Below are 20,862 nucleotides of genomic sequence, written 5' to 3'. Positions count from 1 at the left end.
CGGGCGGCCTGGGCCGCCTGTCCTACTCACTCTTTTCTTTCGAGGTCTGTATGAAGATCAAGTCCGTCCGCGCCCGTGTCTATGAATGGAAGGGCAAGACCGTTCCGCCCCAGGGCAACTTCTGCTCCAACGCCATGGATCTGGTGTACTCCAACACCGAGTCCATGAGCACCTTCCGCTTTCATTCGTGGACCGTGGTCGAGATCGAAACCGACGACGGCATCATCGGTCTGGGCAATGTGGCCCTGGCGCCCAAAATCGCCAAGGCCATCATCGACGAGTACCTGGCGCCGCTGGTCATCGGTCAGGACCCCTGGGACTACGAATACCTGTGGCAGCGCATGTACCGTGCCACCCATGCCTGGGGCCGCAAGGGTGTGACCATGGCCGCCATCTCGGCTGTGGACCTGGCCATCTGGGACATCCTGGGCAAGAGCGTGAACAAGCCCGTGTTCAAGCTGCTGGGCGGGCGCACCAAGGAAAAGATTCCCTGCTACTACAGCAAGCTCTACCGCACCGACCTGAAAGACATGCAGGACGAAGCACAGAAATTCCTGGATCAGGGCTTCAAGGCCTTCAAGATGCGCTTCGGCTACGGGCCCGCCCATCTGCAGGACGGTGTGCGCGAGAACCTCAAGTCCGTCGAGGCCATCCGCGAGGTCATCGGCTACGACACCGACCTGATGCTGGAGTGCTACATGGGCTGGAACCTGGAGTACGCCAAGCGCATGCTGCCCAAGCTCGCCAGGTTCGAGCCGCGCTGGCTGGAAGAGCCCGTGATCGCCGACGACATCGACGGCTACGCCGAGCTCAACGCCATGAACATCGTCCCCATCTCGGGCGGCGAGCACGAGTTTTCGCTCTACGGCTTCAAGCAGCTGCTGGACAGGAAGGCCGTCTCCGTCGTGCAGTACGACACCAACCGCGTGGGCGGCATCACGGCGGCGCACAAGATCAATGCCTTGTGCGAAGCCTATTCCGTGCCTGTGATCCCGCACGCCGGCCAGATGCACAACTACCACTTGACCATGAGCACGCTGGCCTCGCCCATGGCCGAGTACTTCCCCATCTTCGATGTGGAAGTCGGCAACGAGCTGTTCTGGTACATCTTCGACGGCGAACCGGTTGCCGACAACGGCTTCCTGCAGCTGCGCGACGACGTGCCGGGTCTGGGTCTGTCGCTCAAGACCGAGTACCTCGACCAGTTCCACATCATCGATTGAGGAGACGCAGCATGCCCGGACTCTCCAATCCCCGTTACCGGGGCATCTTCCCCGTCGTGCCCACCACCTTCCACGAGGACGGCACGCTGGATCTGACCAGCCAGAAGCGCTGCCTGGACTTCATGATCGACTCGGGCGTCGACGGCCTGTGCATCCTGGCCAATTTCTCCGAGCAGTTCCTGGTCTCGGACGAGGAGCGCGAAACCCTCACGCGCACGGCACTGGAGCATGTGGCAGGCCGTGTGCCCGTGATCGTGACCACCACGCACACCAGTACCAAGATCTGCGCCGAACGCAGCCGCCGCGCCCAGGACATGGGCGCCGCCATGGTCATGGTCATGCCGCCTTACCACGGCGCCACCTTCCGCTTTGGCGAAGCCCAGGTGCAGGTCTTCTACCAGGGCGTGTCCGACGCCATCGACATCCCCATCATGGTCCAGGATGCGCCGGCCGCGGGCACGCCACTGTCGCCCGCCTTTCTGGCCCGTATGGCCAGGGAGATTGAGCAGGTCAGCTACTTCAAGATGGAAACCGCGGGTGCGGCGGGCAAGCTGCGCGAGCTGATCGCGCTGGGCGGCGAAGCCATCGAAGGCCCCTGGGACGGCGAGGAAGCCATCACGCTGCTGGCTGATCTGGAGGCCGGAGCGACCGGCGCCATGACCGGCGGCGGCTTTGCCGACGGCATACGCCCCATCATCGAAGCCCACCGCGCAGGCGACAAGGACAAGGCCTTCGAGCAATACCAGCGCTGGCTGCCGCTGATCAACCACGAAAACCGTCAGGCCGGTTTTCTGGCCGCCAAGGCGCTGATGAAGGAAGGCGGCGTGATCGCCTGCGATGCACCGCGCTCGCCCTGGCCGCCCATGCATCCCGAGGTGCGGCGCCAGCTGCTGGACATTGCCCGCCGGCTGGATCCGCTGGTGCTGCGCTGGGCTCGTTGAGACGACTATGAATACAGGAGCTTGATGCGCTTGTTTATTAAAGAATTCAGATGCTTTTCATGCTGAGATCTATGAATAACAGGCGCAACAAGCTCCGCTATCAAGAGCATATCCATGACCCCACATCTCAACCTCATCAACGGCCAGTGGACGGCTGCTGACAGCTACTCCCCCAACACCAACCCCAGCGATCTGTCCGATGTGATCGGCGAGTACGCCCAGGGCGGCGCGTCCGATGTGCAGGCCGCCGTGGCCGCCGCCGCTGCTGCGTTTCCCGCCTGGTCCACCTCGGGCATCCAGGCGCGTTCCGACGCCCTGGACAAGATAGGCACGGAGATCCTGGCGCGCAAAGCGGAGCTGGGCGAGCTGCTGGCGCGCGAAGAAGGCAAGACCCTGCCCGAAGCCATTGGCGAAGTCGGCCGCGCCGGCCAGATCTTCAAGTTCTTTGCGGGTGAATGCCTGCGCCTTACTGGCGAGACCGTGCCGTCGGTGCGCCCCGGCATCGGTGTGGAGATCACGCGCGAGCCGATCGGCGTGGTCGGCCTGATCACGCCCTGGAACTTCCCCATCGCCATCCCCGCCTGGAAGATCGCCCCGGCCCTGGCCTTCGGCAACTGCGTGGTCTTGAAGCCCGCCGATCTGGTGCCCGGCAGCGCCTGGGCTCTGGCCGGCATCATCCACCGCTCGGGCATTCCCGCCGGCGTCTTCAACCTGGTCATGGGCCCGGGCCGCGTGATCGGCGAAGCCCTGGTGAACCATGCCGATGTGGCCGCCATCAGCTTCACAGGTTCGACGGGCGTGGGCCGCGGCATTGCGGCGGCCTGCGTGGCTTCGGGCAAGAAGGTGCAGCTGGAGATGGGCGGCAAGAACCCCCAGATCGTGCTGGACGATGTCGACCTGAACCAGGCCGTGGAACTGTCGGCGCAAAGCGGCTTCTACTCCACGGGCCAGCGCTGCACGGCATCGAGCCGCCTCATCGTCACCGACAAGATCTACCCCGCCTTCATCGAGGCCCTGCAGGCGCGCATGGCGCGGATCTTGGTGGGTGACGCACGCGCCGCCGGCACCGATATGGGCCCCGTGGTCAGCCAGGCCCAGCTGGAGCAGGACCTGAGCTACGTTGAAATCGCCAAGGCCGAAGGCGCGCGTCTGGCGGCCGGTGGCGCCCGCGTCGCCTGCCACACGGGAAGCGGCAAGCAGGGCTACTACATGGCGCCCACGCTGTTCGTGGACACCGAAGCCGGCATGCGCATCAACCGCGAGGAAGTCTTCGGCCCCGTGGCCAGCGTGATCCGCGTCAAGGACTATGAAGAGGCCCTGGCCATGGCCAACGACACGCCGTTTGGCCTGTCGGCCGGCATTGCGACCACCAGCCTCAAGCACGCCACGCACTTCAAGCGCCACAGCCAGGCCGGCATGGTCATGGTCAATCTGCCCACGGCGGGCGTGGACTACCACGTGCCGTTCGGCGGTCGCAAGGGCTCAAGCTACGGCCCGCGCGAGCAGGGCCGCTATGCCCAGGAGTTCTACACCACGGTGAAGACGGCCTATACGTTGGCGTGATGCGCTGGCCTGAGCGAGATCGTTGATTGTTGCTTCTCTTCTGCCGGGCCTAGTGCCCGGCTTTTTCATGGCGCGGTGGCGATCAGTCCAGCAGCGCTGCCCTGATGGTCTTGACACCGTCGGCGTTGTCCCAGACCCCTTCTTCCAGCGCGTCGTGAATGGTCTTGTCCAGCGCGGCGGCCAGCTGCTCGCGTGTCTGGGCAGCCTGGGGGCTGGCGTCCAGCACGATGCGCAAGGCAGTGGCCAGTGCCGTGATCTGGGCTGTGAGATTGACGACGGTGGTGTTGGAGCTCATGAATCGGTCCTTGAAAATGCGATGAACAGGGCAGCTGGCATGGCGCGCAGTGCGGGGTGTCCAGCTGTCAACGGCCTTCAGTGTCGCGCGGGTGGATACTGCTGTTAACGTATCAACAATGAACAGCGGCTGCGAAGATCTCGTCTGGTTTCAAGGGTGGATAGTCTTCAGATGCTTTACGGTAAAGCACCGGCAGCTACTGTTTTTGAGAGTTCTATAAGACAGGAGAGACAAGAGCATGAGTCCGAAAAGAGTCTGTATCTACGGTGCCGGAGCCATTGGCGGCTGGCTTGGCGTGGCGCTGGCCAGGGCCGGCTGCGAGCTGAGCGCCGTGGCGCGGGGCCAGACGCTGGCTGCACTGCAGCACAACGGCCTGACGCTGGTGCATGGCGAGGAGCATGAGACCGTGGCCGTCAATGCGCAGCAGGACCCGGCCGCCCTGGGCGTGCAGGATGTGGTGGTGATTGCCGTCAAGGCGCCGTCCATGCCCGATGTGGCGCGTGCCGTCGCACCGCTGATCGGCCCGCAGACCCTGGTGCTGACCGCCATGAACGGCGTGCCCTGGTGGTTTCTGGCCGGTGGCGTGGATGCCAGCCTGCGCGGCCTGCAGCTCAGGACAGTGGATCCGCAGGGCGAGATTGCGCGCGCCATTCCCACCGAGCAGGTGCTCGGGTCGGTGGTGCATGCCAGCTGCTCCCTTGACGCTCCCGGCGTGGTGCGCCGGCATTTCGGCAACAGCCTCATCGTCGGCGAGCCCACGGCCCTGCCCGGCGATGCGCCCACGCCGCGCCTGCTGGCGCTGGCCGAGCTGCTGCGTGCGGGCGGTATCGAGCTCAGGCTCAGCGACAACATCCAGCGCGACGCCTGGTAAAAGCTCTGGGGCAATATGACCATGAACCCTGTCAGTGCGATCACGGGCGCGACCACGGACAGGATTCTGGGCGACGAGCTGGTGCGCAACTTCATCACGGCCGTGATGCTGGAGGCCCGCGAAATCGGCGCGCGCATCGGCCTGCCGCTTGCCGACAGCCCGCAGGACCGCCATCAGGTCACGCTCAAGCTGGGCGGCTTCAAGACCTCCATGCTCCAGGATGTGGAAGCCGGCAAGCCGGTGGAGCTGGATGCCCTGGTGGGCGCCGTGCGCGAGATGGGCGCCATGTGCGGCATGGCGACCCCGTTCACCGATGCGCTGCTGGGACTGACGCGGCTGCGCGCGCAGCAGCTGGGTCTGTATCCGGTGTAAGGCGGTGGCGGGCAGGGCGGTCTTGGGCCTAGACTAGGCGACATGAGCACCACATCTACCCAGACCGCACCTCTCAAGTCCGCGTCCGCGCAGGACAGCCATTGGGCCACGCTGTGCGTGGTGACGACGACCGTTGGGCACTCGGCCGAGGCCGAGGACATGGCGCGGGCGCTGGTCTCGGCCAAGGCTGCGGCCTGCGTGCAGACCGAGCGCATCACCTCGTATTACGAGTGGGACGGCGTGCTGCAGACCGCTCCCGAATGGCGTTTGATCTGCAAGACCCTGCCCGAAGCCCTGCCGCGGCTGACCGCGCTGCTGCGCAGCCATCACAGCTACGAGGTGCCCCAGATCACCATGCGCACCGAGCGCTGCCTGAACGACTATGCCAAGTGGATCAAGCAGCAGGTGCAGCTCTGAAGCCTGAATAAAAAAGGAGCGCCTTGCGCGCTCCTTTATTGGGTTTCAGTACTGAATCTATCTGAAAACTCGATAGATAAAGCGCTGGAAGCTATGGTTATTGTGCTTCAGGACAGCAGGGCCTGGGCGAACTCGCGTGCGCTGAAGGTCTCCAGATCCTCGATCTTCTCGCCCACGCCGATGAAGTAGACAGGCACGGGGCGCTCCTGCGCAATCGCGGCCAGCACGCCGCCCTTGGCCGTACCGTCGAGCTTGGTGACGATCAGGCCCGTGAGCTGCAGTGCATCGTCGAAGGCGCGCACCTGGGTCAGGGCGTTCTGGCCGGTGTTGCCGTCAATCACCAGCAGCACCTCATGGGGCGCCGTGCCGTCGGCTTTGCTCACCACGCGCTTGATCTTCTTGAGCTCTTCCATCAGATGCAGCTGCGTGGGCAGGCGTCCGGCCGTATCGACCAGCACCACATCCTTTTTGCGCGCTTTTCCGGCTGAAACGGCATCGAAGCTCACGGCGGCGGGGTCGCCACCGTCCTGGCTGATGATCTCCACGGTGTTGCGATTGGCCCAGACGCCCAGCTGCTCGCGCGCGGCGGCGCGGAAGGTGTCGGCGGCGGCCAGCAGCACGGACTGCTCGCCGTCGGCCAGATGCTTGGTCAGCTTGCCGATGGACGTGGTCTTGCCCGCACCGTTGACGCCGGCAACCATGATGACGGTCGGTGTGTGCTCGCCGATGCTAAGCGGCTTTTCCAGGGGCCTCAGCAAATCGGTCAGCGCATCGGCCAGCAGCGCCTTGACGGCGGCAGGCTCGGTGGTCTTGGTGTCCTTGACGCGGCGCTTCAGGTCTTCCAGCAGGTGCTGGGTGGCCTTGACGCCGGTGTCGGCCATCAGCAGCGCGTCTTCCAGCTCTTCATAGAGCCGGTCGTCGATCTGCGTGCCGGTAAAGACGGTGGCGATGCTGGAGCCGGTCTTGCGCAGACCGGCTTTCAGCCGTTCCATCCAGTTTTGACGGGAATTTGGGGCTTGCGGCTTTGCGGTAGGCTCGGGGGCTGCTACAAAATCCTGAGTGGCAGGCTGATCTTCGGCGGCCTTGGCCGTCGCGCCGCCACCAAAGGGCTTGCGCCACCAGGAGCTGCTGCCGTTTTCGGCAGGCGTATCCTGTGTAGCTGGCCCGGTTTGCGGGGCAGGAGCGGGCGCCGCGGCTGCCTCGGCAGCGGGCGTGGTGTTCACTGCATCGGGTGAACTGGGCTTTTTCTTGAAAAAACTGAACATTGGCGGGTTTTTAGAATCGCATCATTCTATGAAACATGTACGCGCACTCCCTGTACTGGGCTTAATGGCCTGTTTGAGCGCTGGGGCAGCCTTGGCTGCGCCGGGCGCATCGTCGCAACCTGTGCCTGCTGCCGCCACGGCGGCCGCGCCGCAGGTGCAGCAGTTCACGCTGAAGAACGGCATGCAGCTGATCGTGCAGCCCGACCGGCGCGCGCCCACGGCCGTGCACATGGTCTGGGTACGCGTAGGCTCCATGGACGAGGTCGACGGCACCACGGGCGTGGCCCATGCGCTGGAGCACATGATGTTCAAGGGCTCCAAAAGCGTCAAGCCCGGAGACTTCTCGCGTCGTGTGGCGGCGCTGGGCGGCCAGGAAAACGCATTCACCTGGCGTGACTACACGGGGTACTACCAGCAGATTCCGTCCAACCGTCTGGAAGACGTGATGAAGCTGGAGTCCGACCGTTTTGCCAACAATCAGTGGCCGGACTCCGAATTCAAGAAGGAAATCGAGGTCATCAAGGAAGAGCGCCGCATGCGCACCGACGACCAGCCGCGCGCCATGCTGATGGAGCAACTGATGGCGGCCACCTTCATGGCCTCGCCCTATCGCCGCCCCGTGGTGGGCTGGATGAGCGATCTGAACTCAATGACGCCCGGCGATGTGCGCGATTTCCACAAGCGCTGGTATGTGCCTGCCAACGCCGCCGTGGTCGTGGTGGGGGACGTGAACGTCAACCAGGTACGTGCCTGGGCCGAGAAGTATTACGGCAGCATTCCCGCGCGTGCCCTGCCGCAGCGCAAGCCGCAGACCGAACCCAGGCAGATCGGCGTGCGCCGCATCGAGGTCAAGCAGCCTGCCGAGCAGGCTTTTATCGCCATGGCCTATCGCACCCCCACCCTGAAGAGCGTGGACAAGCTGCAGGCCGAGGACAAGGATGCGCTGGCGCTGCTGGTGCTGTCCGCCGTGTTGGACGGTTATGACGGTGCTCGCCTGGAGCGCGCCCTGGTACAGGGCGAAGGCCAGGCCAACGGCCGTGTGGCCGATAGCGCCGGCAGCTCGGCCAACATCATGGGGCGCGGGCCCAGCCTGTTCATGCTGACCGGCGTTCCGGCCCAGGGCAAGACCGTGGCCGATGTGGAGGCTGCGCTGCGTGCCCAGATCAAGAAGGTGGCTGATGAGGGCGTGCAGGCTGACGAACTGGAGCGCGTCAAGACGCAGTGGATGGCCTCCAACGTCTATGAGCGTGATTCCGTCATGGGCCAGGCCCAGAACCTGGGCAATTACTGGATTCAGAACATGCCGCTGGATGCCGAGGACAAATTGCTGGCCGAACTGCGCAAAGTCACCTCTGACGATGTGAAGGCCGTGGCCGCCAAATATTTTGGCGACGACCAGCTCACTGTCGGCACCCTGGTGCCTCAGCCTCTGCCGGCGGGTAGCAAGCCCCAGCGTCCCATGTCGGGCAAGGCGGATGCAGACAAATCCATGCACTGAGCGCAGCGGAGAAACATATGAAAACTATGAAAAAGATAGCTGCTGGCGCTTTTGTGGTAAGCGCTGGAATGGGTTTTCTAACCCAATCTGCCTGGGCCTTACTGCCGATAGAGCATTGGACCCAGCCCAGTGGCGCCCAGGTCTGGCTGGTGCAAAGTCCTGGTATTCCCATGGTGGATGTGCAGGTGGACTTCGACGCCGGCAGCCGCCGTGATCCCGAGGACAAGGTGGGCCTGGCGACAGCCGTGGCCATGATGTCCTCCAAGGGCATCAAGGCGGCAGGCGATGCGCCTGCGCTGGATGAAAATGGCCTGGGTCAGGCCTGGGCCGACCTGGGCGCCAGTTTTGGCGCCAGTGCGGGGCGTGACAGCTTCAGCTACGGCCTGCGCACTCTGACCGAGCCCAATCTGCAGCAAAAGGCCGTGGCCCTGGCGGCGCGCCAGATCGCCTCGCCAAGCTGGCCCGATGCCGTGTGGCAGCGTGATCGCGAGCGCTGGAGTGCCTCCATCAAGGAAGCCGACACCCGTCCCGGCACCGTGGCCTCCAAGGCATTCCGCAAGGCCGTGTTCGGCAGCTCGCCCTATGGCTATCAGACCACGGTCGACAGCCTGGGCCGGATCGATGTTTCGGCCATGCAGGACTTTCACCGCAAGCTGATTGCCGCCTGCCGCGCCAAGGTCAGCGTGGTGGGGGCGGTCAATCGCCAGCAGGCCGATGCCATGGTCAAGCAGTTGCTGGGGCCGCTGCAGGCCACCAATGGCAACGACTGCCCGCCGCTGCCTGCCGTGGCCAAGGTGCAGGATCTGCAGCAAGCCAAGGTCGAGAACATTCCGTTCGAGTCGGCCCAGGCCCAGGTGCTGATCGGCCAGCCCGGCATTGCGCGCAACAACCCCGATTTTCTCGCCGTAATGGTGGGCAACCATATCCTGGGCGGCGGCGGCTTCACTTCGCGACTGATGGAAGAGGTGCGTGAAAAGCGGGGCCTGACCTATGGCGTCTCCAGCGACTTCTCGCCCGGACTGGATCGCGGCGCCTTCATTATCGGCCTGCAGACCCGGCCCGATCAGGCGGCCGAGGCGCTCAAGGTCTCGCAGGACGTGTTGCGCAAATTCATTGCCGAAGGTCCTAGCGACAAGGAACTCAAGGCGGCCAAGGACAACCTGATCGGCGGCTTTGCCTTGCGCATAGACAGCAATCGCAAGCTGCTGGGCAATGTGGCCAACATTGCCTGGAATGGCCTGCCGCTCGATTATCTGGAGCACTGGACCGATCGCGTTCAGGCTCTGACCACCAAGGACGTGAAGGAGGCGATGCAGCGCATGGTCCAGCCCGAGCGCATGGTCACCATCACTCTCGGAGCCAAGCCATGAGCCGCAGCGCCATCAAGCTACACACCCCCGCAGGCCGCAAGGCGCTGGACAAGATGATTCACGAGTCCGAGCGCAAGGCGCAGGAGCTGGCGGCCAGCCGTCCGGCCCGCCCCGGAGCCAAGGCTGCCCAGCCCGCTGCAGCCAAGCCGGCCGCCACGGGGGCCGGTGAAATCCGTATCATCGGCGGGCAATGGCGCCGCACGCGCCTGGTCGTGGCGCAAAAGCCCGGTCTGCGGCCCACGCCCGATCGCGTGCGCGAGACCCTGTTCAACTGGCTGGGTCAGGACTTGAGCAACTGGAAATGCGTCGATGCCTTTTCGGGCACCGGGGCACTGGGTTTCGAAGCCGCATCGCGCGGCGCGACCAGCGTCATCATGAACGAACAGGATGCCGCCCTGGTGCAGCAGCTGCAGCGTCTTCAGCAGAAGCTCGATGCCAGGATGGTCAAGGTGCAGCGCGGCGATGCGCTGAGCTGCCTGAAGACCGTGGCGGGCCAGGATCTGATTTTGCTGGATCCGCCATTCGGCCAGACCGAGCTGTTCGAGCCCGCGCTCAAGGCGGCCATCGCGGCCTTGAACGACGGCGGCTTCATTTACCTGGAAGCTCCCGAAGCCTGGGCCGAAGAGCGCCTGCTGGAAATGGGACTGGAGCTGCATCGCTATCTGAAGGCCGGCGCCGTCCATGCGCATCTGCTGAAGAAGCAATAGACCTTTACTATTGAACCGGGAGCTGCAGGCGCTTTGATCAGATGCGTCAGCAGCTCTTTTTTGTATGGGGCAGCGCTGTGCAGGCCTGAATGCATAATCTCTTTACGCTGCACTGCAGCAGCCCTCACCCTCATCAAGACCCGCAGGAGAGAGATAAGCCATGAGCCAGGACCTGATTGCTGTTTACCCCGGAACCTTTGACCCGATCACCCTGGGGCATGAAGATGTGGTGCGCCGGGCTGCACAGCTGTTTGGCAAGGTCATCGTGGCCGTGGCGGCAGGCCATCACAAAAAGACGCTGTTTTCGCTGGAAGAGCGCATTGCCATGGTGCGCGAGTCCTGTGCCAATTATCCTCAGGTGGAGGTGGAGAGCTTTGACGGGCTGCTCGCGCATTTTGTGCTCGCGCGCGGCGCCAAGGCCATGGTGCGCGGCCTGCGTGCGGTGACGGACTTCGACTATGAGTTCCAGCTTGCCGGCATGAACCGCACGCTGATGCCCGAAGTGGAAACCGTGTTCCTCACGCCCAGCGATCGCTATCAGTTCATCAGCTCCACCTTTGTGCGCGAGATTGCCACGCTCAATGGCGATGTGGACAAGTTTGTTTCCAAGGGCGTGCATGAGCGCCTGATGGTCAAGGTCGGCCGCAAGGCCTGAGCTTTCAGCCTCCCTGGCTAGTCGCCCTGCTGCGATAGCTGCTGATGGTTTCGTGGACAAAGCGCAGCTTGTCCCAGGCCGGGCCGGAAATGGCAAACGGATAGGCATCGCCATGGCCGAGGCTGCGATTCAGGCTGTTGTGCAGCAGGGTCAGCGGCACCCACTGGGATTGCATCACCGAAAAATCGGGCGGCACCGGCCCCAGCGGGTTTTGAATGAGTTGCTGGCCCGTGCTGGGTATGTCCGGCACGGTAATGCAGGTGCCGTAGCTGGCTGCGGTCTCCAGCAAGTCCACCATGTGCAGATAGTGAGCCCAGGTTTCGGCCCAGTCCTCCCAGGGGTGTGAGGTGGCATAGGCGCTGATGAACTGACCGCGCCAGCTGTTGTCCAGCGGGTCCTTGCCGTAATGGCGCTGCAGGGCCTGGGCATAGTCCTGATTCTCATAGCCAAACAATGCCCTGAAGCGCTCCAGATGCTCGCTGTTGGCTATCAGCTGATCCCAGTAGAAATGTCCCGATTCGTGACGCAGATGTCCTATCAGCGTGCGATAGGGCTCGTGCAAGGCCTGGCGGCGTTTGGCACGTTCGTCGTCGTCTGCCTCGACCACGTTGAGCGTGATCATGCCGCTGGCATGGCCGGTCATGACGGGATTCTGGCCGGGCAGGTCTGCGAGCAGGGAAAAGCGCGGCTCGGCTACGCGGTGCCCATGAGGGTCCAGCAGGCCCAGCCTGGCCAGGGTGTAGAACAGCCTGCGCTTGGCGACCTCGATCTTGGCCCAGCGCAGCTCATTGGCGGGATCGCTGCCGTTCGGCAGCCATTCGGTCTGTCGGCAGGAAACGCAAAGCGGCTGCGGGTCTGAGGCCTCGATCGCAAAATTGCACAGGCTGATGTTGTGTCGGTGGGCGCAGGCGCGGTAGCGTGTGTCGGGGCCCCCGGCCGGGGGCAGAATGCCGACGCGCAACTGGTCGGGCAGGAATGCCTGGCTTGCTCCGCAATGCACGCATTGCAGGCTTTCAAAATAGATCAGGTGGCCGCAGGCCTCGCAATTGAAAACTTGCATGCGGACACTTTAATGGCGAAGTCAGCGACCCGGTTGTAGGAAAAAACAAAGCCAGCTCAAAAGCTGGCTTTGGGGCTGGAAGTGCAGCCCTCGGACAGGGCTTTGCCTCATGCGGGTAGATCAGGGTCTGACCACGATGCTGTTGCGCACTTCGCGCACATGCTTGGTCGTGCGGGCAATTTCGCCGGCACGGGCCTTTTCTGCTTCGGATTTGGCAAAGCCCGACAGCTGCACGGTGCCGTTCATGGTTTCGACGCTGATGGCGGTTGCAGAGACATTCTTGTCTTCGGCCATCTTGGCCTTCACCGCAGTGGTGATGCCGGCGTCGTCCACATAGGAGCCCACAGTCTGCTGGTCACGAGCCACCGAACAGGCTGTGGTTGCCAGCACGGTCGTTGCGGCGACCAGACTGAAAGCCAAAGCGCGAGTCAGATTCTTCATATGGTTCTCCCTTGGTTTTGAAAAGGCGCAAAGAACGCTTGCGAAAAACGGCTCAGAGTGAATTCCTGCTCACTTCCTGCGCGAGCGGCCCAGAAAGAAAGCCGTCGCCAGAGCCGCCCCGGTCGCCGCGGCGATCAGCACGGAGCGCCCGGGTTGTTCGGACACATACTTGGTGGTCGCATCCGCTGCGGTGTTGAACTGACGGCGTGCGCGGTGCGAGCTGTCGGCCCAGAAGTTGATACTGCGCTCGGCCAGATCCTGTGCCCGGTTGGCAAGGTTGTCGATCAGCGGGTTTTCGCTGTCGTCGATATTGCGTATATGACGCCCTGTGGAGTCGATGGCCTCGGAGGCCGTGCGCCGTGCGCGGCGTGCGGCGTCATGAACCTTGTCGGCGACGTCCTCTGCCACGTCCTGAGCTTCATTCACCATTTTCTGGGCGGCCTGCTTGCCGGAGTCCGTTGCATCTTCAGCGGCATCGGCTACCTTGTGGGCCACATTCTGGGCGGATTGGGCGGCATGCTTTGCCGATTCCTTGGCATCGGCAGCCAGCTCCTTGGCGGCGTCCTTGAGATCTTCAACCGTGTCCTTGGCGTCTTTTACGGCTTGGCTCATTGTTTGGAACTCCCTGAAATCTAGAAATTATCGTGACAGCGTGAAGTAACGCCAGTCTTCGTAACCCGGCCTTTCGGAGGCAGAAGCTGAGAGCGATCATGGCGAATACTGGTGGTTTGTGCAATGTGCCGGAACAAAGTTCTACACATTTGGCACCAATGCTATTTCTTCACGAGGCCCATCAGGAAGGTGATGACGGCCATGACCAGAAACACGAAAAACAGAATCTTGGCGATACCTACGGCGCTGGCCGCGATGCCGCCGAAGCCGAACACTGCAGCGATCAAGGCAATCACCAGAAAGACAATGGCGTAGTGCAACATGGTTTTCTCCTATCGAATGCAGGCCGACAGGCATTGCCGTGCGGCCATGTATTGAATGTAGAGAACTGAGCAGCCCAAGCTTGACGGTGAGCTTCTGTCACCAGGGTCGGGGTATTTATGGACAGTCATGTAGGACTGCGTTGACATGTGCGTCCAGTTCAGGTGCTTGCCATTGTCAAAGGAATGACTGCCGAGATCGTGGTTCCCTTGCCGAGCTGGGATGCCACGGTAAGCCTGCCGCCGACAGCTTCAACGCGGTGTTTCATGCCTGCCAGTCCATGGGAGTTGGGGCGCATGCTGGCCGTCTCGAAGCCTTGGCCATCGTCCTGGATCTGCACGGCCACATAGGTGGGATAGTTATGCACCGTGACGATGACATGGCTGGCCCTGGCGTATTTCCCGATGTTGGTGAGCGACTCCTGTACGACGCGATAGACCGTCAGCTGCGTGGATTCAGGCAGGTCCACCTGCTCCAGGCTGCATTCCACCTCGATGTTGCTGCGTTCACCGAATTCCCGGGTCAGGATTTCCAGCGCGGTGGTCAGGCCCAGGTTGGAGAGAGAAGAGGGTCGGAGGTCTTCAATGATGCGGCGTTTGAGTGCAATTCCGCTGTTGAGCGTCTCGATCAGATGGGTGATGCGTTCGGAGACGTCGGGTGTCGAGGTGTCGATCTTGGACTTGAGGCGCGCAACGTCCAGTTTCGCGGCGGTCAGCAGCGAGCCCAGTTCATCGTGCAACTCACGTGCCAAGTGCGCTCGCTCATCCTCGCGCACCTGCTGCAAATGGGTTGCCAGCTCGGTGAGGGCCGCTGTGCGGTCGCGAACGACTTCCTCCAGACGATTGCGTTCATCGCGCTGAATCTCCTGCTCGCGCTGATGTGAGTGCTGCAGCGCATTGGCCTGTCGCAGGTACATGAAGAAGCCCAGAATCCCCAGAGCGGTCACTGTCGCAATTCCCAGGCGTGACAGACCCAGCGTTTGTTCGATATCCGCGAGATTGGACTTGACGCGCTGATCGATGCTGTCCATCAGGGTTTTGATGTGGCCCCGTATGGCATCCATGTTTTCCATGCCTACGTCGGTAAACATCACAAAGCGCCACGCTTCATCGTTGCCCTGGCGATAAAGGCGCAGGCTCAGCTCCATTTCGCTGGTCTTGCGCTCGACCTGGCGGGCCAGTGGAGTAAAGGTTGCCAGCTCCTTGGGGTCCATGATGAAGATGCCGCGCAGGTCATCCATGCTGCTGCTGATCGCGGCGGAGGCAGAGTTATAGGGCTCGAGATAGCGCTCCTCTCCTGTCAGCAGGTAGCCGCGCAGGCCGGTTTCCGCATCCAGCATTTGCTGCATCAGCAAATTGAGCTTGGCTCTAGTGGCTTGCGTCTTGGTGAGCGTGTCCAGAGCCTGCAACGAACGCTTATAGCCAGCTTCATTAATGCTTACCATTAAGACTGCCGCAATGACTGCGATCGTCAGGCTGACTGCAATTTTGCGGATATTGGTCCAACGCATCTACATCCTCTCACCTACAAGGCAATTACCTGATATTCTGCATAACCGTAGCGTCAACGACTGACATCATAGTGCGGGTCTTAAAATGTGATGCGCCCTGGAGATGAGCGCAGTTTCATGAAAAGAGGTGTTCATGATAAAAGTAGGCATAGTGGATGACCATGCGATTGTTCGCTCGGGATTACGCCAATTCCTGTCGGAACATGTAGATCTGAGGGTCGTGGGAGAAGCGGGCAATGGGCGGGAGGCCATTGACTTGGTTCGGGAGCATGAAATTGACGTGCTGTTGATGGACTTGTCCATGCCAGGGCAAAGCGGCATAGATGCCTTGGCCATGCTCAGAGCCAAAGCACCTGATATGGGCATCCTGATACTTAGTGGATACCCTGAGGAGCATTACGCAATCAACTTGATTCGTCAGGGGGCCAGCGGATATCTCAACAAGGAGTGCGATCCCCAGGATATTGCAGAGGCCATCCGGACTGTGGCTCTGGGAAGGCGTTACCTGACGCCGGCAGTGGCCGATCTCCTGGCCCAGCAACTCAACCGCAAGGATGATGTTCCGGCACACGAGCAATTGTCGGAGCGTGAGTTTCAGGTATTCCTGAAGCTTGCGCGCGGCGAGACGGCTGGAGACATTGCCAAATCGCTTTCGTTGAGCGTGAAAACAGTGAGCACTTACCGGACAAGGCTCATGGAAAAAATGGGCCTTTCCTCAAATAGCGATCTGACATACTATGCATTGAAAAATCGATTGATCGATTAATGCAGACTCAAATAAAAAAGGCTTGAAATATTCAAGCCTTTTTTATTTTGCGTTATTTTCAAGATTTACTGGTATTTAAATCAATACAGAAATCTATAAGCGCATCGATTTCGTTGGATTTGTCAAATACGGCATCTGCGCTGAGTTCAAGGCAGCGCTGTCGTATATCGGCGGTCGCGTAATTGCTCAACACGAGCAGCTTTTTCTGCGGTGGTCGATGTTGAAGGCTTGTGACGATGCCGAGACCGCTGCCCTCGCGCAAGAACAGGTCCACGATGACCAGATCCCAGGCGTCAGGGTTGTGGCTGAGCCAGCGTACAGCATCGGCTTCGGTCTCTGCCACCCCCACCGCTTCCACATCGGCAAGCTCCGCCATCGTCGCAATCAGGTTGTCGCGAATCGTGGGATTGTCTTCAACAAGAAAGGTACGCAGTTTCACGACGGTAGCAAGCTGATGAGGTGGACGCCAAGGATCAAGCGGCGAGAGTCATTTCAATTCTCAATGTGGAAAATCAATTACGGCCCATGAAAAAATCATTGTATTGTCATTTTTTGTAATTTGTGTTTGGCGTTCCGCAGATATCACAGGTTTTAACCCTAGCAATTTTCATCCTACTCCACTCCATGGAACGTGCATCAAGCATTTGAAGTTGTCCGACAGAAGATCGGCCAAAACCGACAATCAGCTTCAGTGCTTCTGCAGCTTGCTGGGTGCCGATCAGCCCAACCAGCGGAGCAAAGACGCCCATGGTTGAGCACTGAACCTCTTCGAATTCAGCCTCTGGCGGAAAGACGCATGCATAGCACGGGCTGTCGGGGTTGCGTGGATCAATGACCATCAACTGGCCATCGACACGGATGGCAGCTCCTTCGACCAGGGGTACGCCGTGGCGTACGCAAGCCGCATTGATGGTCTGGCGGGTCTTGTAGTTGTCGGTGCAGTCGAGCACGATGCTTGCCTCGGGCAGCAGTTCATCGAGCAGGGTCTCGGTTGCACGCTGCTGGATGCAGCGAACTTCGATCCCGGGATTGATGGCATGTACGGCAGTGCGGATCGATTCCACCTTGGGCATGCCTATGCGCTCGGTCGTGTGGGCAATCTGGCGCTGCAGATTGGTCATGTCCACGACGTCGTTGTCGACGATGGTGATGCGCCCCACACCTGCCGAGCCCAGATAGAGTGCGGCAGGCGAGCCCAAGCCGCCAGCTCCAATGATCACTGCATGCGCCGCCAGAATGCGCTCCTGGCCTTCGATGCCGATCTCGTCGAGCATGATGTGACGGGAATAGCGTAGCAATTGATCGTCATTCATCGGTTTGCTTCCATGGTTCCAAGAAAAAAGCCGGGCAAGCCCGGCTGATTTTGAGCGGGTTCCATAACCCGGTGCTTATTTTTTGCTCTTGTCGGAGTCGCCTTTTTCGGGCGCTTTCTTGTCAGCGGGCTTTTTGTCCGCGGCCGTCGCGTCTCCGGGCTTCTCTTCGATTTTGCGCTCCGTCAGGGTTTTGCTGACCTTGACAGGTTGGCCTTTGAGCTTATTCAGTGCCTGTTGCAGCTGAAAGTCCTTTTCAGACCCGAATTCCGGCAGGCGGCGTTCGGCGGCTGGCTTCTTGGCTTCCTCTTCCAGGCGTTTGCGAGCTTCCTCGCGGGCCTTTTCAAGCGAATCGTTCTTGACCTCCGCACCCTGTCCGCTGGACAAATGCTTTTCAAGGTCTGCTTCACGCATGCTCAATGCAGCAAACAAATCGCCGTCTGCAGTCTCATCCACCATCACATCGGGCACGATGCCCTTGGCCTGAATGGATTTTCCGCTAGGCGTGTAGTAGCGCGCCGTCGTCAGCTTGAGAGCCGTATCGGGCCCCAGAGGGCGCACGGTTTGCACCGAGCCCTTGCCAAAGGACTGGCTGCCCATGACGGTGGCGCGTTTGTGATCTTGCAGAGCTCCGGCCACGATTTCGCTGGCCGAGGCCGAGCCTTCATTGACCAGCACCACCAGAGGCAGCTTTTTCAGTGCTGCAGGCAGGCGTTGCAAGGGGTCGCCAAAACCGCGCTGGGCGTAGAACTCGGGCGAAGCCTTGTAGACGGCCTTGCTTTCGGCCAACTGGCCGTTGGTCGAAACCACGGGCACATCGGGTGGCAGGAAGGCCGCAGAGATGGCTACGGCCGCATCCAGCAAACCGCCGGGGTCGTTGCGCAGGTCCAGCACCAGGCCCTTGAGATTGGGTTCCTGCTTGTAGATTTCCTCGACCTTGCGGACAAAGTCATCGACGGTGCGTTCCTGGAACTGGCTCAGGCGAATCCAGGCGTAGCCAGGTTCGATCACCTTGCCCTTGACCGATTGGGTCTTGATTTCTTCACGGGTGATGGTGACGGGGAAGCTGCGGCTTTCATCCTTTCGCAGGATGTTCAGGCGCACCTTGGTATTCGGTTCGCCACGCATGCGCTTGACAGCGTCATTGAGCGTCAGGCCCTTGACGGCCGTGTCGTCGATCTTGGTGATCAGGTCGCCGGTCTTGAGACCCGCACGGAAAGCGGGCGAGCCTTCGATGGGGGAGACGATCTTGATCAGCCCGTCTTCCATGGTGATCTCGATGCCGACGCCCACGAACTTGCCGGAAGTGCCTTCCTTGAATTCTTTGTAGGTTTTCTTGTCGAAGTACTGGGAGTGAGGGTCCAGGCTGGAGACCATGCCGGAGATGGCGTCGGTGATCAGCTTCTTGTCGCTGACCTGCTCCACGTAATCGGTCTTGATCAGGCCGAAGACGGCCGACAACTGCTGGATTTCTTCAAGTGGCAGAGGCGTCACACCCCCGCGAGCCAGCGTCTGCAGGGATACGGTGGTCAACGCACCGGCGACCACGCCCACAGAGATCCAGCCTGCAATTTTGATTTTTTGACCCATAGCACCCCTTAAACCATTCGCAATATACACCTTGGACGGCGGAAGGCCCATGAGGTTCCACAGGCCTTTTGCCGTGTCAGTCCTGTTCAGACTGCGCAAGCGGCCTGAACAGGAACGGTGAAGAGGTCTCTCTCAGGCCTTGCCCTGGGCTGCAACTGCCGCTGCAGCCTTGGCTGCGGCTTCGGCGTCGCCCAGGTAGTAGTGGCGGATGGGCTTGAGGTCGGCGTCCAGCTCATAGACCAGAGGAATGCCGTTGGGCACGTTCACGCCCACGATCTGGTCGTCGGCGATGTTGTCCAGATACTTGATCAGGGCGCGGATGGAGTTGCCGTGTGCGGCCACAACCACCCGTTTGCCGGCCTTGATGGCGGGTGCGATGGACTCGTCCCAGAACGGCACAACGCGGGCCACCGTGTCCTTGAGGCACTCGGTCAGCGGGATCTGCTCGGGCTGCAGCTTGGCGTAGCGCACATCGCTGCGTTCGCTGCGCGGGTCGGTGGCTTCCAGGGCGGGAGGCGGCACGTCGTAGCTGCGGCGCCAGACCAGCACTTGCTCGTCGCCGTACTGCTTGGCCATATCGGCCTTGTTCAGACCCTGCAGGCCGCCATAGTGGCGTTCGTTGAGACGCCAGCTATGCACCACGGGCAGCCAGGTGCGGTCCATTTCATCCTGCACATGCCACAGGGTACGGATGGCGCGCTTGAGCACGCTGGTATAGGCCACATCGAAGTCATAGCCTTCTGCCTTGAGCAGTTGGCCGGCCTTCTTGGCCTGTTCGACGCCGGTGGCAGTCAGATCCACATCGGTCCAGCCGGTGAAGCGGTTTTCAAGGTTCCAGGTGGATTCACCGTGGCGGATCAGAACGAGCTTGTACATGGATTCTCTCAAAGTAGCAAAGCAGTAATGACACAAAGTCAAAACCGTGCATTTTAGGGGCTGGCCTTTGTCCGGGCTTGAGGCAAGGTAAGCCGGTCGTGTCCAGCGGTGGCCGCCAAGCTATTCCTGTTGGGCCCTTCGGGGATTGTGCAGAGCACTCACTTGCGGCCTAGGGCATATGAACAGAGGGTTTGGGATTACGGGAGGAGGGGCTGTGACCCTCTGGCGCGATCCGCCGGCAAGCCTGCCTCTAAAATCGTTCGGTTTGCCATCCCAAGGAATGACGTGAAATTCATCATTGATAACTGGTATTTGATCCTGATTGCCGTGGCTTCGGGTGTGATGCTGCTGCTGCCCGCACTGCGCGGAGCGACAGGAGGTTCGCTGTCGGCAGCGGCTGCCGTGCACCTGATCAACCGTGAAAAAGCCGTGGTGCTGGACGTCTGCGAGCCCGAAGAGTTTGCCGCCGGCCATGTCAACGGAGCCAGGAACCTGCCGCTGAGCCAGTTGGAAGAAAAGCTGCCCACCACCGTCAAGAACAAGCAGCTGCCCGTGGTGCTGGTGTGTGCATCGGGCGCCCGTGCCGTGCGTGCCGAGGCCGTGGCCAAGAAGCTGGGTTACGAAAAGGCCCAGGCGCTGGCTGGCGGCATGAAGGCCTGGCGCGATGCCGGCCTGCCGGTTGAAAAAGCCTGATTCGGCCGCAACTGAGAACTCTGACGACTGCAGCACAGCATGCTGCATTGCAAAAACTACAAGGAAGTTGCTCATGCAAGCCGTGAAGATGTACACCACCGCCGTCTGCCCCTATTGCATTCGTGCCAAGCAGATTCTCAAGTCCAAGGGCGTGGATCAGATCGAGGAAGTGCGCATCGATTTCGATACCGCTGCCCGCGATCACATGATGCAGGTCACCGGCCGCCGCACCGTACCCCAGATCTTCATTGGCGATACCCATGTGGGCGGTTGCGACGATCTGATGGCGCTGGATGCCAAGGGCGGTCTGCTGCCCCTGCTGCAAAGCTGATTACTTGCCGTGCCACTGCCGCCAAACGGCATGAATTTGCGCTTTGTGCTGCTTGCTACGATGCAGCCTCTGGCTGTCACTGCATAATGCAAAGCGCTATTTCATGGAAATGCCTGCTGTGAGGATAGCTGCGTGCTAGTCCTCTGCGCAGGCATTTTCATTTCCCTCTCAAGAT

Annotated in this window: 22 protein-coding genes and 1 pseudogene; 12 read left to right on the top strand and 11 right to left on the bottom strand. The window is 61.1% G+C overall.

Annotated elements, in window-relative coordinates:
- Positions 1–50 precede the first annotated feature (50 nt).
- From MPZ60_RS20335 to MPZ60_RS20325, 3 genes are all read left to right on the top strand, one after another.
- Positions 51–1,223 carry an L-rhamnonate dehydratase gene (locus tag MPZ60_RS20335; protein ID WP_034353756.1) on the top strand — a complete coding sequence of 391 codons (1,173 nt, stop codon included), beginning with the start codon at positions 51–53 and terminating at the stop codon, positions 1,221–1,223.
- 11 nt (positions 1,224–1,234) lie between these two features.
- Positions 1,235–2,164 (top strand): dihydrodipicolinate synthase family protein, encoded by a 930-nt coding sequence (locus tag MPZ60_RS20330; RefSeq protein ID WP_034353752.1) that lies wholly within the window; start codon positions 1,235–1,237, stop codon positions 2,162–2,164.
- A 114-nt stretch (positions 2,165–2,278) separates the two neighbouring features.
- Positions 2,279–3,727: an aldehyde dehydrogenase family protein gene (locus tag MPZ60_RS20325; RefSeq protein ID WP_149353961.1), complete on the top strand. Its 1,449-nt coding sequence runs from the start codon at positions 2,279–2,281 to the stop codon at positions 3,725–3,727.
- 82 nt (positions 3,728–3,809) lie between these two features.
- Here MPZ60_RS20325 and MPZ60_RS20320 read toward each other — a convergent pair whose 3' ends face one another.
- Positions 3,810–4,022 (bottom strand): hypothetical protein, encoded by a 213-nt coding sequence (locus MPZ60_RS20320; protein ID WP_034355789.1) that lies wholly within the window; start codon positions 4,020–4,022, stop codon positions 3,810–3,812.
- 238 nt (positions 4,023–4,260) lie between these two features.
- Here MPZ60_RS20320 and MPZ60_RS20315 point away from each other — a divergent pair.
- Both MPZ60_RS20315 and cutA read left to right on the top strand, forming a co-directional pair.
- A pseudogene (locus MPZ60_RS20315) lies at positions 4,261–5,265 on the top strand (2-dehydropantoate 2-reductase).
- A gap of 42 nt (positions 5,266–5,307) precedes the next feature.
- Complete coding sequence (cutA, locus tag MPZ60_RS20310; protein WP_034355786.1) at positions 5,308–5,682, top strand: divalent-cation tolerance protein CutA; 375 nt, start codon at positions 5,308–5,310, stop codon at positions 5,680–5,682.
- Positions 5,683–5,789: 107 nt separating this feature from the next.
- Here the strand turns inward: cutA and ftsY are convergent, their stop codons facing one another.
- Positions 5,790–6,947 carry a signal recognition particle-docking protein FtsY gene (gene ftsY / locus MPZ60_RS20305; protein ID WP_034355782.1) on the bottom strand — a complete coding sequence of 386 codons (1,158 nt, stop codon included), beginning with the start codon at positions 6,945–6,947 and terminating at the stop codon, positions 5,790–5,792.
- Positions 6,948–7,011: 64 nt separating this feature from the next.
- Here ftsY and MPZ60_RS20300 point away from each other — a divergent pair, with 64 nt between their 5' ends.
- From MPZ60_RS20300 to coaD, 4 genes are all read left to right on the top strand, one after another.
- Entirely contained in the window at positions 7,012–8,445 is a 1,434-nt protein-coding gene (locus tag MPZ60_RS20300) for a pitrilysin family protein (RefSeq protein WP_034355780.1), read from the top strand.
- Between the two features lie 17 nt (positions 8,446–8,462).
- Positions 8,463–9,815, top strand: a complete 1,353-nt coding sequence (locus tag MPZ60_RS20295; RefSeq protein WP_034355777.1) for a pitrilysin family protein — start codon at positions 8,463–8,465, stop codon at positions 9,813–9,815.
- Complete coding sequence (gene rsmD / locus MPZ60_RS20290; RefSeq protein ID WP_003066710.1) at positions 9,812–10,522, top strand: 16S rRNA (guanine(966)-N(2))-methyltransferase RsmD; 711 nt, start codon at positions 9,812–9,814, stop codon at positions 10,520–10,522. The genes MPZ60_RS20295 and rsmD overlap by 4 nt, the downstream gene beginning before the upstream one ends.
- Positions 10,523–10,682: 160 nt before the next feature.
- Positions 10,683–11,177 (top strand): pantetheine-phosphate adenylyltransferase, encoded by a 495-nt coding sequence (coaD, locus tag MPZ60_RS20285; protein WP_034355775.1) that lies wholly within the window; start codon positions 10,683–10,685, stop codon positions 11,175–11,177.
- Positions 11,178–11,181: 4 nt separating this feature from the next.
- Here the strand turns inward: coaD and MPZ60_RS20280 are convergent, their stop codons facing one another.
- From MPZ60_RS20280 to MPZ60_RS20260, 5 genes are all read right to left on the bottom strand, one after another.
- A complete protein-coding gene (locus MPZ60_RS20280; RefSeq protein ID WP_034355773.1) occupies positions 11,182–12,237 on the bottom strand; it encodes a putative zinc-binding metallopeptidase in 1,056 nt (351 codons plus the stop codon).
- A gap of 120 nt (positions 12,238–12,357) precedes the next feature.
- Complete coding sequence (locus MPZ60_RS20275) at positions 12,358–12,678, bottom strand: BON domain-containing protein (protein WP_003066716.1); 321 nt, start codon at positions 12,676–12,678, stop codon at positions 12,358–12,360.
- Between the two features lie 69 nt (positions 12,679–12,747).
- Positions 12,748–13,290 carry a YtxH domain-containing protein gene (locus tag MPZ60_RS20270; protein WP_080746105.1) on the bottom strand — a complete coding sequence of 181 codons (543 nt, stop codon included), beginning with the start codon at positions 13,288–13,290 and terminating at the stop codon, positions 12,748–12,750.
- 161 nt (positions 13,291–13,451) lie between these two features.
- Entirely contained in the window at positions 13,452–13,613 is a 162-nt protein-coding gene (locus MPZ60_RS20265) for a DUF1328 domain-containing protein (protein WP_003051882.1), read from the bottom strand.
- 158 nt (positions 13,614–13,771) lie between these two features.
- Positions 13,772–15,121, bottom strand: a complete 1,350-nt coding sequence (locus MPZ60_RS20260) for a CHASE3 domain-containing protein (protein WP_003066721.1) — start codon at positions 15,119–15,121, stop codon at positions 13,772–13,774.
- Between the two features lie 133 nt (positions 15,122–15,254).
- On the opposite strand from MPZ60_RS20260, the gene MPZ60_RS20255 reads away from it, so the two are divergent.
- Positions 15,255–15,887, top strand: a complete 633-nt coding sequence (locus tag MPZ60_RS20255) for a response regulator transcription factor (protein WP_003051886.1) — start codon at positions 15,255–15,257, stop codon at positions 15,885–15,887.
- 58 nt (positions 15,888–15,945) lie between these two features.
- Here MPZ60_RS20255 and MPZ60_RS20250 read toward each other — a convergent pair whose 3' ends face one another.
- The 4 genes from MPZ60_RS20250 to gpmA form a co-directional block, all read right to left on the bottom strand.
- On the bottom strand, positions 15,946–16,326 hold the full coding sequence (locus MPZ60_RS20250; RefSeq protein ID WP_034355771.1) for a response regulator: 381 nt from the start codon (positions 16,324–16,326) through the stop codon (positions 15,946–15,948).
- A gap of 106 nt (positions 16,327–16,432) precedes the next feature.
- Entirely contained in the window at positions 16,433–17,200 is a 768-nt protein-coding gene (locus tag MPZ60_RS20245; RefSeq protein WP_034355768.1) for a HesA/MoeB/ThiF family protein, read from the bottom strand.
- Between the two features lie 75 nt (positions 17,201–17,275).
- Complete coding sequence (locus MPZ60_RS20240) at positions 17,276–18,787, bottom strand: S41 family peptidase (RefSeq protein ID WP_034355765.1); 1,512 nt, start codon at positions 18,785–18,787, stop codon at positions 17,276–17,278.
- A 132-nt stretch (positions 18,788–18,919) separates the two neighbouring features.
- Positions 18,920–19,663, bottom strand: a complete 744-nt coding sequence (gene gpmA / locus MPZ60_RS20235; RefSeq protein WP_003066733.1) for a 2,3-diphosphoglycerate-dependent phosphoglycerate mutase — start codon at positions 19,661–19,663, stop codon at positions 18,920–18,922.
- Between the two features lie 285 nt (positions 19,664–19,948).
- On the opposite strand from gpmA, the gene MPZ60_RS20230 reads away from it, so the two are divergent.
- On the top strand, positions 19,949–20,356 hold the full coding sequence (locus MPZ60_RS20230; RefSeq protein ID WP_003066735.1) for a rhodanese-like domain-containing protein: 408 nt from the start codon (positions 19,949–19,951) through the stop codon (positions 20,354–20,356).
- A gap of 73 nt (positions 20,357–20,429) precedes the next feature.
- Positions 20,430–20,687, top strand: coding sequence for a glutaredoxin 3 (grxC, locus tag MPZ60_RS20225; protein WP_003066738.1), 258 nt, complete (start codon positions 20,430–20,432; stop codon positions 20,685–20,687).
- Positions 20,688–20,862 lie beyond the last annotated feature (175 nt).

Origin of the sequence: Comamonas sp. 7D-2 (genome assembly GCF_022749555.1) — a bacterium.
Classification (GTDB): domain Bacteria; phylum Pseudomonadota; class Gammaproteobacteria; order Burkholderiales; family Burkholderiaceae_C; genus Comamonas; species Comamonas thiooxydans.
Note: the sequence above shows the minus strand (reverse complement) of the source record. Positions and strands in the feature narration are given on the sequence as shown.

What these genes read in the sequence shown, in the direction of transcription:
- MPZ60_RS20240 (WP_034355765.1), bottom strand. Translation starts at nt 18,787, where the DNA reads ATGGGTCAAAAAATCAAAATTGCAGGCTGGATCTCTGTGGGCGTGGTC.
- ftsY (WP_034355782.1), bottom strand. Translation starts at nt 6,947, where the DNA reads ATGTTCAGTTTTTTCAAGAAAAAGCCCAGTTCACCCGATGCAGTGAAC.
- MPZ60_RS20325 (WP_149353961.1), top strand. Translation starts at nt 2,279, where the DNA reads ATGACCCCACATCTCAACCTCATCAACGGCCAGTGGACGGCTGCTGAC.
- rsmD (WP_003066710.1), top strand. Translation starts at nt 9,812, where the DNA reads ATGAGCCGCAGCGCCATCAAGCTACACACCCCCGCAGGCCGCAAGGCG.
- gpmA (WP_003066733.1), bottom strand. Translation starts at nt 19,663, where the DNA reads ATGTACAAGCTCGTTCTGATCCGCCACGGTGAATCCACCTGGAACCTT.
- MPZ60_RS20330 (WP_034353752.1), top strand. Translation starts at nt 1,235, where the DNA reads ATGCCCGGACTCTCCAATCCCCGTTACCGGGGCATCTTCCCCGTCGTG.
- MPZ60_RS20320 (WP_034355789.1), bottom strand. Translation starts at nt 4,022, where the DNA reads ATGAGCTCCAACACCACCGTCGTCAATCTCACAGCCCAGATCACGGCA.
- MPZ60_RS20295 (WP_034355777.1), top strand. Translation starts at nt 8,463, where the DNA reads ATGAAAACTATGAAAAAGATAGCTGCTGGCGCTTTTGTGGTAAGCGCT.
- MPZ60_RS20260 (WP_003066721.1), bottom strand. Translation starts at nt 15,121, where the DNA reads ATGCGTTGGACCAATATCCGCAAAATTGCAGTCAGCCTGACGATCGCA.
- MPZ60_RS20275 (WP_003066716.1), bottom strand. Translation starts at nt 12,678, where the DNA reads ATGAAGAATCTGACTCGCGCTTTGGCTTTCAGTCTGGTCGCCGCAACG.
- MPZ60_RS20280 (WP_034355773.1), bottom strand. Translation starts at nt 12,237, where the DNA reads ATGCAAGTTTTCAATTGCGAGGCCTGCGGCCACCTGATCTATTTTGAA.
- MPZ60_RS20265 (WP_003051882.1), bottom strand. Translation starts at nt 13,613, where the DNA reads ATGTTGCACTACGCCATTGTCTTTCTGGTGATTGCCTTGATCGCTGCA.
- MPZ60_RS20255 (WP_003051886.1), top strand. Translation starts at nt 15,255, where the DNA reads ATGATAAAAGTAGGCATAGTGGATGACCATGCGATTGTTCGCTCGGGA.
- MPZ60_RS20300 (WP_034355780.1), top strand. Translation starts at nt 7,012, where the DNA reads ATGGCCTGTTTGAGCGCTGGGGCAGCCTTGGCTGCGCCGGGCGCATCG.
- MPZ60_RS20245 (WP_034355768.1), bottom strand. Translation starts at nt 17,200, where the DNA reads ATGAATGACGATCAATTGCTACGCTATTCCCGTCACATCATGCTCGAC.
- MPZ60_RS20335 (WP_034353756.1), top strand. Translation starts at nt 51, where the DNA reads ATGAAGATCAAGTCCGTCCGCGCCCGTGTCTATGAATGGAAGGGCAAG.
- grxC (WP_003066738.1), top strand. Translation starts at nt 20,430, where the DNA reads ATGCAAGCCGTGAAGATGTACACCACCGCCGTCTGCCCCTATTGCATT.
- MPZ60_RS20270 (WP_080746105.1), bottom strand. Translation starts at nt 13,290, where the DNA reads ATGAGCCAAGCCGTAAAAGACGCCAAGGACACGGTTGAAGATCTCAAG.
- cutA (WP_034355786.1), top strand. Translation starts at nt 5,308, where the DNA reads ATGAGCACCACATCTACCCAGACCGCACCTCTCAAGTCCGCGTCCGCG.
- coaD (WP_034355775.1), top strand. Translation starts at nt 10,683, where the DNA reads ATGAGCCAGGACCTGATTGCTGTTTACCCCGGAACCTTTGACCCGATC.